This is a genomic window from Pseudomonas sp. ADPe, assembly GCF_014843515.1.
Lineage (GTDB): Bacteria > Pseudomonadota > Gammaproteobacteria > Pseudomonadales > Pseudomonadaceae > Pseudomonas > Pseudomonas citronellolis.
Map to the genome: position 1 here is coordinate 3,224,774 of NZ_CP062122.1, position 14,510 is coordinate 3,239,283.

Genomic DNA, 14,510 nt, shown 5'->3' on the forward strand with positions numbered 1-14,510 from the left:
AGAGGTTTTACCAAAATGACGAAACAGACCAGCGCCCAGACCCAACACTGGCAGGCGCTCAGCCGCGAACACCACCTGGCTCCGTTCACCGACTACAAGCAACTGAACGAGAAGGGTGCGCGCATCATCACCAAGGCCGAAGGCGTGTACCTGTGGGACAGCGAGGGCAACAAGATCCTCGATGGCATGGCCGGCCTGTGGTGCATGAACGTCGGCTATGGTCGCAAGGAGCTCGCCGAGGTCGCCTACAAGCAGATGCTCGAGCTGCCCTACTACAACCTGTTCTTCCAGACCGCGCACCCGCCGGCGCTGGAACTGGCCAAGGCCATCGCCGACATCGCCCCCGAAGGCATGAACCACGTGTTCTTCACCGGCTCCGGCTCGGAGTCCAACGACACCGTGCTGCGCATGGTCCGCCACTACTGGTCGATCAAGGGCAAGCCGCAGAAGAAGGTGGTCATCGGCCGCTGGAACGGCTACCACGGCTCCACCGTCGCCGGCGTCAGCCTCGGCGGCATGAAGGCCCTGCACAGCCAGGGCGACCTGCCGATCCCGGGCATCGTGCACATCGCCCAGCCGTACTGGTACGGCGAGGGCGGCGACATGTCGGCGGAAGAGTTCGGCGTCTGGGCCGCCGAGCAGCTGGAGAAGAAGATTCTCGAAGTCGGCGAGGAGAACGTCGCCGCCTTCATCGCCGAGCCGATCCAGGGCGCCGGCGGCGTGATCGTTCCGCCGGACACCTACTGGCCGAAGATCCGCGAAATCCTCGCCAAGTACGAAATCCTGTTCATCGCCGACGAAGTCATCTGCGGCTTCGGCCGTACCGGCGAATGGTTCGGCAGCCAGTACTACGGCAACGCCCCGGACCTGATGCCGATCGCCAAGGGCCTGACTTCCGGCTACATCCCCATGGGCGGCGTAATAGTCCGCGACGAGATCGTCGATACCCTGAATGAGGGTGGCGAGTTCTACCACGGCTTCACTTACTCTGGTCACCCGGTGGCCGCGGCAGTGGCCCTGGAGAACATCCGCATCCTGCGCGAGGAGAAGATCGTCGAGACCGTGAAGGCGGAAACGGCACCCTACTTGCAGAAACGCTGGCAGGAACTGGCCGACCACCCGCTGGTGGGCGAGGCCCGCGGCGTCGGCATGGTCGGCGCGCTGGAGCTGGTGAAGAACAAGAAGACCCGCGAGCGCTTCGAGAACGGCGTGGGGATGCTGTGCCGCGAGCACTGCTTCCGCAACGGCCTGATCATGCGCGCGGTGGGAGACACTATGATTATTTCGCCGCCGCTGGTCATCACCAAGCCGGAGATCGACGAGTTGATCACCCTGGCGCGCAAGTGCCTCGATCAAACCGCCGCCGTAGCGCTGTCTTGAGTCTTTCACCGGACCTTTGACAGACTGCGCCTGTGCGTTGGCCAGGCTCACCGGGTGGTGAAGGCGGAAAGCCGCCGACGCCACCCGGAACATCAAAAACAATTGGAGCTACCCGCATGTTCAAAACCTTCGGCAAGACCCTGCTCGCCGTGACTCTGGCGGGCGCTGTGGCCGGTATGGCACAGGCCGATGACAAGGTACTGCACGTTTACAACTGGTCCGACTACATCGCCCCGAACACGGTCGACGAGTTCACCAAGGCCACCGGCATCAAGGTCGTCTACGACGTCTACGACAGCAACGAAGTGCTGGAGGCCAAGCTGCTGGCCGGCAAGTCGGGCTACGACGTGGTGGTTCCCTCGAACTCCTTCCTCGCCAAGCAGATCAAGGCCGGCGTCTACCAGCCGCTGGACCGCGACAAGCTGCCGAACTGGAAGAACCTGAACCCGGACATCATGAAGACCCTCGAGGTCAGCGACCCGGGCAACAAGTTCGCCATCCCCTACATGTGGGGCACCATCGGCATCGGCTACAACCCGGACAAGGTCAAGGCCGCCCTGGGCGACGGCGCCCCGGTGGATTCCTGGGACCTGGTGTTCAAGCCCGAGAACATCCAGAAGCTGAAACAGTGCGGCGTGAGCTTCCTCGACTCGCCCACCGAGATGATCCCGGCGGCCCTGCACTACCTGGGCTACAAGCCGGACAGCCAGGATCCCAAGGAAATCAAGGCTGCCGAAGAGCTGTTCCTGAAGATCCGTCCGTACATCACCTACTTCCACTCCTCCAAGTACATCTCGGACCTGGCCAACGGCAACATCTGCGTCGCCATCGGCTACTCCGGCGACATCTACCAGGCCAAGTCCCGCGCCGTGGAAGCCAAGAACAACGTGAAGGTGGCCTACCACATTCCGAAGGAAGGCGCCGGCGCCTTCTTCGACACCGTGGCCATTCCGAAGGACGCCGAGAACCCCGAAGGCGCCCTGAAGTGGATCAACTTCCTGCTCGAGCCGAAGGTGATCGCGGAAATCTCCGATACCGTTTCCTACCCCAACGCCAACTCCGCGGCCACTCCGCTGGTGAACGAGGAAATCCGTAACGACCCGGGCATCTACCCGAGCGATGCGGTCATGAAGAAGCTGTACGCCTTCCCGGACCTGCCGGCGAAGACCCAGCGCCTGATGACCCGCAGCTGGACCACCATCAAGTCCGGCAAGTGACGCCCCGGCCCGGTCGTTCGTCCCGAACGGCCGGGCAGGGCGCAGGGTGGTGGCGGCGCGGTCGCAGGCCCGCCACCGCTCTGCAGGCACGGATCATCTGCAGTGGGATGGCCGTTGGTTGCAGCTAGGGCTGCAGAAGCGCTCGCGCGCGCCACGGAAGGCCCGGACAAGCTGTAAACGCCAACACAAAGAAGCTTCATGACAACAGAGAGGACCGACGTGTGCGCATTCCCTTCCGCAAAACCCTGATCGCCGCCATCTCGACCCTGGGCCTGGGCGCCGCCGTTGCGCAGGCCGAGCCGACCGTCCACGTGTACAACTGGAGCGACTACATCGGCGAGACCACTCTGGCCGATTTCGAGAAGGAAACCGGCATCAAGCCGGTGTACGACGTCTTCGACTCCAACGAAACCCTCGAGGGCAAGCTGCTGGCCGGCCGCACCGGCTACGACATCGTGGTGCCGTCCAACCACTTCCTCGGCCGCCAGATCAAAGCCGGCGCCTTCCAGAAGCTGGACAAGAGCCAGCTGCCGAACTGGAAGAACCTCGACCCGCACCTGATGAAACAACTCGAGGCCAACGACCCGGGCAACCTCTACGGCGTGCCCTACCTGTGGGGCACCAACGGCATCGGCTACAACGTCGACAAGGTCAAGGCCGTGCTCGGTGTCGACAAGATCGACTCCTGGGCCGTGCTCTTCGAGCCCGAGAACATGAAGAAGCTCAGCCAGTGCGGCGTCGCCTTCCTCGATTCGGGCGACGAAATGATGCCGGCCGTGCTCAAATACCTGGGCCTGGACCCCAACAGCACCAACCCGGCCGACTACGAGAAGGCCGAGGCCAAGCTGATGGCGGTTCGCCCCTACGTCACCTACTTCCATTCCTCCAAGTACATCTCGGACCTGGCCAACGGCAACATCTGCGTCGCCGCCGGGTTCTCCGGCGACGTGTTCCAGGCCGCCAACCGCGCCAAGGAAGCCGGCAAGGGTGTGAACATCGCCTATGCGATTCCGAAGGAAGGCGCCAACCTGTGGTTCGACATCCTCGCCATCCCGAAGGATGCGTCGAACCCGAAGGAGGCCCACGCCTTCATCAACTACCTGCTCAAGCCCGAGGTGATCGCCAAGGTCAGCGATTACGTCGGTTACGCCAACCCGAACCCCAAGGCTGGCGAATTCATGGATGAGTCCGTGCGCGACAATCCCGAGGTCTACCCGCCTCAGGAAGTACTCGACAAGCTCTTCGTGCAGCACGAGCTGCCGCCGAAGATCCTGCGCCTCATGACCCGTTCCTGGACCAAGATCAAGTCCGGTAAGTAAGCAATCCAAGTACGCCCGGCCGCGGGGGCCGGGCGTCCAAAAGTTGGGAGTTGTGGTAAATGGCTATAGCCTCCGGTGCCTACAAGAAAGCCCTCGCGGGCGACCAGCAGCCCAAAGAGGTGTTGGTAAAAATCGACCGGGTCACCAAGCAGTTCGACGAAACCCTTGCGGTGGACAGTGTTTCCCTGACCATCAAGAAGGGCGAAATCTTCGCATTGCTCGGCGGTTCCGGTTCCGGTAAATCCACCCTGTTGCGCATGCTGGCCGGCTTCGAGCGGCCGACCGAAGGTCGCATCTTCCTGGATGGCCAGGACATCACCGACCTGCCGCCCTACGAGCGGCCGATCAACATGATGTTCCAGTCCTACGCGCTGTTCCCGCACATGTCGGTTGCGCAGAACATCGCCTTCGGCCTGAAGCAGGACGGCCTGCCCAAGGCCGAGATCGACAAGATCGTCGAGGAAATGCTCAAGCTGGTGCAGATGACCCAGTACGCCAAGCGCAAGCCGCACCAGCTCTCCGGCGGCCAGCGCCAGCGCGTGGCCCTGGCCCGTTCGCTGGCCAAGCGGCCGAAGCTGCTGCTGCTCGACGAGCCCATGGGCGCCCTGGACAAGAAGCTGCGCTCGCAGATGCAGCTGGAACTGGTGGAGATCATCGAGCGCGTGGGCGTGACCTGCGTGATGGTGACCCACGACCAGGAAGAGGCCATGACCATGGCCCAGCGCATCGCCATCATGCACCTGGGCTGCATCGAGCAGATCGGCAGCCCGATGGACATCTACGAGACCCCGGCCAGCCGCCTGATCTGCGAGTTCATCGGCAACGTCAACATGTTCGACGGCCAACTGGTCGAGGACCTGCAGGACCACGCGGTGATCGCCTGCCCGCAGCTGGAAAACCCGATCTACATCGGCCACGGCATCAGCACCCGCGCCGAAGACAAGCGCATCACCTACGCGCTGCGTCCGGAGAAGGTCATGGTCAGCGCGCAGAAGCCGGAAAACCTCGAGCACGAAGGCTTCAACTGGGCCCAGGGCACCGTCTACGACATCGCCTACCTGGGCGGCCACTCGGTGTACTACATCAAGCTGGCCTCGGGGATGATCGTCCAGGCCTTCATGGCCAACGCCGAGCGCCACGTGGCGCGCCCGACCTGGGACCAGCCGGTGTACATCAGCTGGTACGACGACAGCGGTGTGGTGCTGCAATCATGAACATCAGCAAATCGCTCATGAAGCGCCTGCCGCGTGGCCGGCACGCCGTGATCGGTGTGCCGTTCATCTGGCTGTTCCTGTTCTTCCTGCTGCCCTTCGCCATCGTGCTGAAGATCAGCCTGGCGGCAGCGGACGTGGCCATCCCGCCGTACACCGAAGTGTTCCAGTACGCCGACCAGACCCTGCAACTGGTGCTGAACCTCGGCAACTACCTGATGCTGACGGACGACCCGCTCTACATCGACGCCTACCTGGGCTCGCTGAAGATGGCGGCGATCAGCACCTTCCTGTGCCTGCTGATCGGCTACCCGATGGCCTACGCCATCGCCCGCGCCAGCAAGGAAATGCAGACCGTGCTGCTGCTGCTGATCATGATGCCGACCTGGACGGCGATCCTGATCCGCGTGTACGCCTGGATGGGCATCCTCTCCAACAACGGCCTGCTCAACGGCTTCCTGATGTGGCTGGGGGTGATCAACGAACCGCTGACCATCCTCAACACCAACCTGGCGGTGTACATCGGTATCGTCTACTCGTACCTGCCGTTCATGGTGATGCCGCTGTACGCCAACCTGGTGAAGCACGACATGAGCCTGCTGGAGGCCGCCTCCGACCTGGGCGCGCGCAACTTCACCAGCTTCTGGAAGATCACCGTGCCGCTGTCGAAGAACGGCATCATCGCCGGCTGCATGCTGGTGTTCATCCCGGCAGTGGGCGAATTCGTCATCCCGGAACTGCTCGGCGGCCCCGAGACGCTGATGATCGGCAAGGTGCTGTGGCAGGAGTTCTTCAACAACCGTGACTGGCCGGTGGCGTCCGCCCTGGCGGTGGTCATGCTGGCGATCCTCATCGTGCCCATCATCCTGTTCAACAAGAACCAAGCCAAAGAACTGGAGGGCAAGGTATGAACAAGCGTTGGTCCTTCTCCAACATCATGCTTGTCCTCGGCCTGCTGTTCATCTACGTGCCGATGGTCATCCTGGTCATCTACTCGTTCAACGGCTCCAAGCTGGTGACCGTGTGGGGCGGCTGGTCGGTGAAGTGGTACGTCGGCCTGCTGGACAACACCCAGCTGATCAGTTCGGTGTTCCGCTCCCTGGAAATCGCCGTGTACACGGCGGTCTCCTCGGTGATCCTGGGCACCCTGGCGGCCTTCGTGCTGACGCGCATCCCGCGTTTCCGCGGCCGCACGCTGTTCGGCGGCATGGTTACCGCGCCGCTGGTCATGCCCGAGGTGATCACCGGTCTGTCGCTGCTGCTGCTGTTCGTGGCCATGGCCCAGCTGATCGGCTGGCCGCAGGAGCGCGGCATCGTCACCATCTGGATCGCCCACACCAGCTTCTGCTCGTCCTACGTGGCGGTTGTGGTGTCGGCGCGCCTGCGCGAGCTGGACCTGTCCATCGAGGAAGCGGCCATGGACCTGGGCGCCAAGCCCTGGAAAGTGTTCCTGCTGATCACCATCCCGATGATCGCGCCTTCGCTGGCGGCCGGCGGCATGATGTCCTTCGCCCTGTCGCTGGACGACCTGGTGCTGGCCAGCTTCGTCTCCGGCCCCGGCTCCACCACCCTGCCGATGGAAGTGTTCTCCGCCGTGCGCCTGGGCGTGAAGCCGGAGATCAACGCGGTGGCCAGCCTGATCCTGCTGACCGTCTCGCTGTTCACCTTCTTCGCCTGGTACTTCACCCGCCAGGCCGAGGAGCGCCGCAAGCGTGCCGTCCAGGAGGCCATGGAAGCCACGGCCACCGACTGGCAGAAAGGTTCGCCGGCCACCGTCTGAGGTCGTCTTGTCGGCCGGCTGCAGCCGGTGCCTGCGAAAACCATGGGCCACCTTCGGGTGGCCCATGTTTTTGGGGGAGACGGACATATGCCGAAGGGCAAGAAGAGTCGGTCTTCTCAGAAGAATCTGACAGCTAATCGCCGCAACTTCCCTGCATTTGCCAACTACTATTCAGTGTGTCCGTTGGCGGTTGCCGGCTATTCCCCGCAGCTTGGTCGGCCTCCGTGATCCCGGGCAATTTGCCAGTGCTTTCCACAGCACCCAGGCGGGAGGTGGCGCCCAATACAACACCCCAATAGTTATCCCTAGGGGGAATAACGCGCCAGGGAGCTTCGGCGCCTCCCGCAGTCCCTTCTCACGGAAACGAGGAACCCCGCAGCATGCGGGGTTCGTCGTTTCTGGCGCGGCCTAGCGGGCCTGCGGCACCAGCCTGAGCAGGCCGTGGCTGTTGGCGGCGACCTCGTCGGGCGCGAAATGCTCGGCGTGGTAGCGGCCTTCGACGTAGTCCTCGGCCTGGTCCTTGTAGTGCGCATCGAAGAGCACGCCGCTCTGGCCCACCGGGTTGATGCCCAGGGCGTGGGTAGGGTCGGCGAAGTCCACCAGGCGCCGCGTCGAGGGCCCGTAGGTGACGGCCCAGGGCGCCGGGCCGATGGGCGCCGAGAGGTTGTTGGGCACCTCGTGGCCGCCGGGCGCGGCGAAGGGGCCGATGTTGAACAGGCGGTCCAGCGGCTTCTGCATGCCCAGCGGGTGCACGTGGGTGAGGGTGTGCGCCTTGCCCCATTGCCAATTGGCCGGGTCCTCGCCGAAGGTGTCGCGCAGGTGCTTCAGGCTGGCCTGCCAGGCGGCCTTGACGATGTCCGCGCGGCTTTCCTTCTGCGCCGTGGCGCGGTCGTCCCACCAGGGCGAAGCGTCGTCGGCGGCCAGCCGTGGCAGGGCGCTGTCGATGGCCCGGGTGCTCAGCAGGGTGTTGAAGAAGGCGTCGCCCATTTCGTCGTGCATGGCGCCGTAGGCCAGCTGGTAGAGGAACTGGCTGAACAGGGTGGCGGCCAGCGAATCCAGCGGGTAGTCGCCCTTCCAGGCCGCCAGTTGCTCCACCAGCGCCTTCTCCTGCTTGCCGCTCGCCGCCTGGCGCAGGCTCGGCAGCAGCGGCGCCAGGGTGCGCGGGCCGTAGTCGGTGCCGGTGTCCAGCTGCAGCGCCTGGCTGTTCTGCAGGTCCCACTTCACCGAGGCGTCGGCCAGGTGCTGGTCCAGGCGCTGGCCGCGGTCGGCCAGGTTGTAGTAGCCGGGTACCGGCCGGCCGTTGGCGGGCACCGGCTGGAAGTTGGCCGAGACGATGTAGCCGCGCGCCGGATTCTCTTCGTGGGGGTTCTCGACGAAGGGGTAGAAGCCGTCCTTGTCCGCCGCGGCGGTGCTGCCGTCGAGGATGAAGTTCGGATCGACGCCGGCCGGGCGCTTCGGCAGTTGCGCCGAGGCCCACCAGGCGATGTCGCCGCGGGCGTTGGCCCAGACCACGTTGAGCCCCGGCGCGTGGATCTGCGCGGCGGCGGCGCGGGCCTTGTCCAGGGTGTCGGCGCGGTCGAGGTGGTAGAAGGCGTCCAGCAGCGGGTTCTCGGTCTGCAGGAAGCCCCACCACATGGCGATGGGCGTCTTGCCTGAGGCGGCGCCCAGGGCGTCGTTGACGATCGGCCCGTGGGGCGAGCTGCGCAGCACCAGCTTGACCGGCGCCTGGCCCTTCACCGCGATGCTCTGCTCCTCGCGCGCGAGGTCCACCCACTGGCCGTGGTACCAGACCTGCTCGGGGTTGGCCGGGTTGGTCTTCTCGGCCACCAGGTCCATGTCGTCGTTCTGGAACATGGTCAGGCTCCAGCCGAAGTCCTTGTTGTGGCCGAGCATGGCGAAGGGCACCAGGGCCTGGTGGTGGCCGTAGAGTTCGAAGCCGGGGGCGCTGAGCTGCGCCTCGTACCACACCGAGGGCGCGGCGAAGCGGATGTGCGGGTCGCCCGCCAGCAGCGGCCGGCCGCTGCGCGTGCGGCTGCCGGAGACCACCCAGGCGTTGCTGCCCTCGTACTGCGGCAGGCCGGCGGCTTCCAGGGCCTGCTGGCTGATCTGCGCCAGGGCACCGAGGTCCTTCCAGTCGCCGGCGGCCAGCGCGGTGGGGCGCTGCAGCACGCCCTCCGGATGCCAGGCCAGGTCGAAGGCCTTCAGGTAGCCGGCGCCCAGGTCGTCGCGGATGTAGGTGAGCACCGGCTCGGTGCGCAGGGCCACGGCGAAGCTGTAGGCCAGGTAGCCGGACACGGCGAGGGTGTCCTCCACCGTGAAGGGCCGCTTGGGAATGCCCAGCACGTCGAATTCCAGCGGCTTCGGGTGGCTGGCCTGGTACTGGTTGATGCCGTCCAGGTAGGCCTCCAGGGCTTTCCAGGCGGGCGACTGCCGGTCCTGGCGGGCGGCGTACTCGGCGGCATGGTCGCGCAGGCGCAGGGTGCGGAACAGGCGGTCGGTGTCCACCAGCTTGGGCCCCAGCACCTCGGCCAGTTCGCCCCTGGCCAGGCGGCGCAGCATCTCCATCTGGAACAGCCGGTCCTGGGCGTGCACGTAGCCCAGGGCGCGGTACAGGTCGCTTTCGTTCTGCGCACGGATGTGCGGCACGCCACGCTCGTCGTAGCGCACCTCGACCTCGGCCTGCAGCCCGGGCAGCCCGGCCAGGCCGTCGCGGCTCGGCTGCTTGCCATGCAGGTACCAGGCGCCCCCGGCGGCAGCGGCCGCCACCAGCACGGCAAGAACGGTCAACGTACGTTTCATGTAGCGGCTCTCCTTGTTGTTCTGGGCGGATTCTGCGCATTCGCGCCGGGCGCTTTCATTGACCAAACGCGCGCAAGCTGCAAGTCTTCGGTCAAAAGGAGGCTGCATGTCCCTCGCCAGCGCGCCACTCACCCATTCGGCCACCCTGCGCCTCCTGCTCTACGAGGCGCTTACCAACCTGGGGTTGGAGCCGGCGCGCATCTACCGCCAGGCGCTGCGGCGCGTGCGCCTGGCGCCGGTGAGCGCCGACGGCCGCCTGCTGCACGATGAGGTGCCGCTGTTCTGGGCGGCGCTGCCGGAGCTGAGCGGCGACGTGGACATCGGCCTGCACCTGGCCGAGGCGATGAAGCCGCGCCTGCTCGACGTGGTCGGCTACCTGCTGCTGGCCAGCCGCGACCTGGAGCAGGCGCTGCACAGCTTCCTGCGCTTCCAGCACATCCTCTCCGGCGGCCTGGCCGCGCAGCTGCGCGAGGAGGGCGAGCAGGCGCGGCTGGTCCTCGACATCCACTACCGCGACTGCCCGCCGCTGCGCCAGCAGATGGAATGCCTGCTGCTGCTGTTCATCAAGCTGCTGAAGGCGGTCAGCGACGACGAGTTCGCCTGTTCCGCCATCGAGTTCCGCCATGCCGCGCCACGGCGCCTGGCCGAGCACCGCCGGCTGTTCGGGCTGACGCCGCGGTTCGCCTGCGCACACGACGCCCTGCTGTTCCCGCGCGCCCTGCTGCGGCGCCCGTCGCGCACGGCCAACGCCGCCTTGCACGGCGTGCTCACCCGCTATGCGGAGGAGGAATTGCAGCGCCTGCAGGAGAACGACCTGCTCAACCGCCTGCGCTATCTGCTGGCCCATCGCCTGGGCCGCGAACCCTGCACCTTGCAGGCCTGCGCCGAGCTGCTGGGCCTGCCGGCCAGCGCCTTGCAGCGCAGCCTGGCCGGGCAGGGCAGCGGCTTCCGCGAGCTGCATGAGGAGGTACGCCGCCAGCGCGCCACCGAGCTGCTGGCCGAAGGCGTGGCCATCCGCGAAGTGGCGCGGACCTGCGGCTTCGCCGAGCTGTCGCCGTTCTATCGCGCCTTCCGGCGCTGGTTCGGGGTGCCGCCGGAGCTGTACCGGCGGCGTTTGCAGGAGATGGCGCAGGCGCACTGAGGCGTCCCGCGCCGGGCTCATTCGGCCAGCGGGATCTCGCTGGCCATGTCCAGCAGGGCCATGGCGTCGAGCTGCGTCTCGATCTGCAGGAAGCGCATGGCGCGGGTCGGCGAGACGGCCTTGGCCATGCGCGCGATGTAGCGGTTGCGCAGGTCCAGGCGCAGCTGCTGGAGCTTCTCGGCGCGCTTGAGCAGGGCGCTGGCGTCTTTGTCGGAGACCTTGCCGGTGTTGTAGGACTTGGCGTAGTCGAGGATCAGCGCCAGGTGCTGCTTGCTCAGCTTCTCGGCCTCGCTGCGGTAGGTGTTGTAGATCGGCCAGAATGCCTCGCCTTCCTTGCCGGTGAGGTTCATGTTGGCTTCGACGATGCGTTTGCGCTTGTAGTCGATGTCGGCCAGGCGGTTGTCGATCTCCGCCTTGTGCTCGGACATCACCTGGTCGGGACTGGGCGCCTGGTCGTCGGCGCCGGCCAGCAGCGGCAGGCTGAGCAGGGCGCACAGGGCGAGGGTGGGGCGTAGCGGCATGGGAGGCTCCTTGTAGTCGCGCGCCGGCCCTTCATGGGCCGGCTCCGGCTAGTGTAGATGCTGGCGCCCGGCTGTCCGCCCGCCAGGGGCAATAGCAGCCCTGGGCGAGGCTCTGGGTGGACTGCACCGGGCGGCCGTCGATCAGCGCCTGCAGCACCGGTTCGATGAAGCTGTTGGCCGAGCTGCACACCGCGCCCTCGCTGTAGGGGCCGAAATAGGCCAGGCGGCCCTGGCGGTCCCAGATAGCCACCGCCGGGCTCGCCGGCAGCGCCTCGGCGCCGGGCGGCGTGGCCAATGGCCGCAGGGCCTGGAGGGTGGCGGGCAACTGGCCGTGGCTGCCGGGCTTCTGCACGGCGAAGAACTGCACGCCAAGCGGGGCGAAACGCGCCAGCAACTCGGCGAGGTGCTGCTGGTTGCCGACGTTGCATGGGCAGGCCGGGTCCCAGAAATGCACCAGGCGGATGGCGCCGGGGCCGGCCAGTTCGGCCGGCAGCTGCAGGCCGGCGCCGCTGAACAGCGTCGGCTGCGCGTCGAAGGGGCGGATGTAGCGCTGCTGGAACCATTGGTAGGCGCCCAGCAGCATGGCGGCGAGCAGCGCGGCGAGGCAGGCGAGGATGAGCGTGCGGCGGGCAGGCATGGCGAATCCCGGTAAGATAGCCCCCAAGAGTGCCATGCCGTCGCTTGTGGCAGAACCGCCCGGATGCCGCCGGGCGCTCGTCCCAGCGTCACCGGAAACCGCGGAAAACCCCGATGTCAGAAGCCTTCCAGCCCGATCTGCTGCGCCAGCGCCTGCGACCCCTGACCGCAGCCGAACGCGACGCCCAGGTCCTCGCCTACCAGTCCTTCTACGGGCTCGACCTGGCGGCCCGCTACCCGGGCCTGGAAAGCCGCCTGGGCTACTTCGAGTGCGCCGGCTACCGCATCGCCGCGCAGCTGTGGCGCCCGCCCCTGGCCCGCGGCAGCCTGCTGCTGCTGCACGGCTACTACGACCACATGGGGCTCTATGGCCACGTCATCGACTGGGCGCTGGACCTGGGCCTGGCGGTGATCGCCTGCGACCTGCCGGGCCACGGCCTGTCCAACGGCGCGGCGGCCAGCATCAACGACTTCGCCGAGTACCAGGCGGTGCTTGCCGGCCTGCTGGACGTGGCCGCGCAACTGGACCTGCCGCAGCCCTGGCACCTTTTCGGGCAGAGCACCGGCGGCGCCATCCTGCTGGACTACCTGCTCACCGGCGCGCCGCGCCCGGAGCTGGGCCACACCCTGCTGCTGGCGCCGCTGGTGCGGCCGCGCGCCTGGGGCTGGTCGAAGCTCAGCTACCAACTGCTGCGGCCCTTCGTCGACTCCATCCCGCGCAAGTTCACCGACAACTCCAACGACGCCGGCTTCCTCGCCTTCCTCCGCGATCGCGACCCGCTGCAGCCGCGCATCCTGCCCACCGCCTGGGTGGGCGCGCTGGCGCGCTGGATTCCGCACATCGAGGGCGCGCCGCCCAGCGCGCGCAACCTGCTGGTGGTGCAGGGCGACGCCGACGAGACGGTGGACTGGCGCTACAACCTGAAGGTGCTGGAAGAGAAGTTCGAGCGCATCGAGTGCCTGCTGCTCACCGGCGCGCGTCACCACCTGGCCAACGAGAGCGAGGCGCTGCGCCGGCGCTACTTCGACTTCCTCGGCGAGCGCCTGAGCTAGTTCGAAGGGGCGGAGGCCAGCCCGGCCTTCACCGCGGCCAGCGCCGCCTGGTAGTAGGCCTGGCCGGCGGGCGACTCGGCGAAGTCGGCGAACTGCTGCAGCTCGGCGTCGGAGAGCCCGCGGTAGACGTACAGCAGGGTGTTGTCGAGGTCGGCGCCGATCTGCTGCACGACGTTCTGCCGCTGCCCTTCGAGCAGCCCCTGGCCCTGGCCGAGCAGGCCGGGGAGCATCTGGCTGAGGCTGTCGGCGGCCACGCTGGCCAGCGCCATGCTGACCTCGGCGCCGGCCTCGCTGGCCGGCAGGGCCCGGCTCAGGCGCTGGGCCAGCTGCTGGCGCTGCGGCGTGGCCTGCTGGCGCGGCAGGCCGTTGGCGTACTGGGCGAGCTGGTCGCTGCGGGTGGCGAGGGTTTCCGCGGCGGCGATCTTGCGCCCCAGGGGCGATTCGAAGAAGGCCAGCGCCGGGCCGCTGTCCGCCAGGTTCCGGCGCAGGCCGGCCAGCGCCCGGGCGTCGATCTGCGCCGGGGCGAAGCGCTGGTCGCTGTTGTTCACCAGGGCCTGGTACAGCGCCGGCGGCAGGTTGGCCTGGTAGCGCTTCTGCGCGGCGTGCAGGGCATCGTTGAAGTGCGCGCGTTGTTCCGGCCAGCCGGCGGCCTGGTAGAGGCGCTGATAATCGTCGGCCAGTACGGGTAGGCCCAGCATCAGCAGGGCAAGGGCAAGCAGTGCACGCAAATCGGGTCCTCCTGGCGGCAGTGGCCATCCGCCGCGGCTATTGTCGGCAAGCCCGGCCCCGCTTGTCGAGGCGCTTGTCGCCGGCGTTACAATAGCGCATGAACCCCCACGCCGATTCCTCCCCCCTGCAAAACGCCGTCGACGACCTGGCCGAACGCGGCTGGTCGCTGCAACGCGACTTCCTGCCCGCGGACCTGATCGCCGCGCTGGCCGCGGAGTGCCGCAACCGCGCCGCCGCCGGCGAGCTGGCCTCGGCCTCGGTGGGGCGCGGCGCCGGCCAGGCGGTGCGCGAGGGCGTCCGCGGCGACCGCATCCAGTGGCTGGAGCCGGGGCAGGCCGAGCCTTGCGACCGCTACCTGGGGCTGATGGACGAACTGCGCGTGGCGCTCAACCGCGCGTTGTTCCTGGGCCTGGAGGACTTCGAGTGCCACTTCGCCCTGTACCCGCCGGGCGCCTTCTACCAGAAGCACCTGGACCGCTTCCGCGACGATGACCGCCGCTGTGTGTCGGCGGTGCTCTACCTCAACGACGACTGGCTGCCCGAGCACGCCGGCGAACTGCGCCTGTACTTCGCCGACGGCAGCCACGACGACGTGCCGCCGCTGGGCGGCAGCCTGGTGCTGTTCCTCTCCGGCGAGTTCCCCCACGAGGTGCTGCCGGCCCACCGCGAACGCCTGTCGCTGACCGGCTGGTTCCGCCGCCGCGGCGACGCCCCGCTCTAGGGC

The 14,510-nt window shown here is 67.1% G+C and carries 13 protein-coding genes; 9 read left to right on the forward strand and 4 right to left on the reverse strand.

Annotation, left to right across the window (positions count from 1 at the left end; genetic code table 11):
• Nucleotides 1-15 precede the first annotated feature (15 nt).
• From IG194_RS14700 to IG194_RS14725, 6 genes are all read left to right on the forward strand, one after another.
• Nucleotides 16-1,380, forward strand: coding sequence for an aspartate aminotransferase family protein (locus IG194_RS14700; protein WP_009613995.1), 1,365 nt, complete (start codon nucleotides 16-18; stop codon nucleotides 1,378-1,380).
• Nucleotides 1,381-1,496: 116 nt separating this feature from the next.
• Nucleotides 1,497-2,597 (forward strand): polyamine ABC transporter substrate-binding protein, encoded by a 1,101-nt coding sequence (locus IG194_RS14705; RefSeq protein ID WP_009613994.1) that lies wholly within the window; start codon nucleotides 1,497-1,499, stop codon nucleotides 2,595-2,597.
• 245 nt (nucleotides 2,598-2,842) lie between these two features.
• A complete protein-coding gene (locus IG194_RS14710) occupies nucleotides 2,843-3,916 on the forward strand; it encodes a polyamine ABC transporter substrate-binding protein (RefSeq protein WP_178132450.1) in 1,074 nt (357 codons plus the stop codon).
• A gap of 59 nt (nucleotides 3,917-3,975) precedes the next feature.
• Nucleotides 3,976-5,130, forward strand: coding sequence for an ABC transporter ATP-binding protein (locus IG194_RS14715; RefSeq protein WP_009613989.1), 1,155 nt, complete (start codon nucleotides 3,976-3,978; stop codon nucleotides 5,128-5,130).
• 26 nt (nucleotides 5,131-5,156) lie between these two features.
• A complete protein-coding gene (locus IG194_RS14720; RefSeq protein ID WP_173427895.1) occupies nucleotides 5,157-6,038 on the forward strand; it encodes an ABC transporter permease subunit in 882 nt (293 codons plus the stop codon).
• Nucleotides 6,035-6,907: an ABC transporter permease subunit gene (locus IG194_RS14725; RefSeq protein WP_009613985.1), complete on the forward strand. Its 873-nt coding sequence runs from the start codon at nucleotides 6,035-6,037 to the stop codon at nucleotides 6,905-6,907. Before IG194_RS14720 ends, IG194_RS14725 begins: the two co-directional genes overlap by 4 nt.
• A 408-nt stretch (nucleotides 6,908-7,315) precedes the next feature.
• Here IG194_RS14725 and IG194_RS14730 read toward each other — a convergent pair whose 3' ends face one another.
• Entirely contained in the window at nucleotides 7,316-9,706 is a 2,391-nt protein-coding gene (locus IG194_RS14730) for a penicillin acylase family protein (protein ID WP_058488069.1), read from the reverse strand.
• Between the two features lie 106 nt (nucleotides 9,707-9,812).
• On the opposite strand from IG194_RS14730, the gene IG194_RS14735 reads away from it, so the two are divergent.
• Complete coding sequence (locus IG194_RS14735) at nucleotides 9,813-10,847, forward strand: AraC family transcriptional regulator (RefSeq protein WP_058488070.1); 1,035 nt, start codon at nucleotides 9,813-9,815, stop codon at nucleotides 10,845-10,847.
• Nucleotides 10,848-10,864: 17 nt separating this feature from the next.
• Here IG194_RS14735 and IG194_RS14740 read toward each other — a convergent pair whose 3' ends face one another.
• Entirely contained in the window at nucleotides 10,865-11,368 is a 504-nt protein-coding gene (locus IG194_RS14740; protein WP_043317441.1) for a hypothetical protein, read from the reverse strand.
• A gap of 31 nt (nucleotides 11,369-11,399) precedes the next feature.
• Nucleotides 11,400-12,041: a DUF6436 domain-containing protein gene (locus IG194_RS14745; protein ID WP_052058982.1), complete on the reverse strand. Its 642-nt coding sequence runs from the start codon at nucleotides 12,039-12,041 to the stop codon at nucleotides 11,400-11,402.
• Nucleotides 12,042-12,118: 77 nt separating this feature from the next.
• On the opposite strand from IG194_RS14745, the gene IG194_RS14750 reads away from it, so the two are divergent.
• On the forward strand, nucleotides 12,119-13,057 hold the full coding sequence (locus IG194_RS14750; RefSeq protein WP_058488071.1) for an alpha/beta hydrolase: 939 nt from the start codon (nucleotides 12,119-12,121) through the stop codon (nucleotides 13,055-13,057).
• Here IG194_RS14750 and IG194_RS14755 read toward each other — a convergent pair.
• Entirely contained in the window at nucleotides 13,054-13,785 is a 732-nt protein-coding gene (locus IG194_RS14755; protein WP_043268232.1) for a DUF2059 domain-containing protein, read from the reverse strand. The genes IG194_RS14750 and IG194_RS14755 overlap by 4 nt on opposite strands.
• Nucleotides 13,786-13,883: 98 nt before the next feature.
• Here IG194_RS14755 and IG194_RS14760 point away from each other — a divergent pair, with 98 nt between their 5' ends.
• Complete coding sequence (locus tag IG194_RS14760; RefSeq protein WP_058488072.1) at nucleotides 13,884-14,507, forward strand: 2OG-Fe(II) oxygenase; 624 nt, start codon at nucleotides 13,884-13,886, stop codon at nucleotides 14,505-14,507.
• Nucleotides 14,508-14,510: the final 3 nt, after the last annotated feature.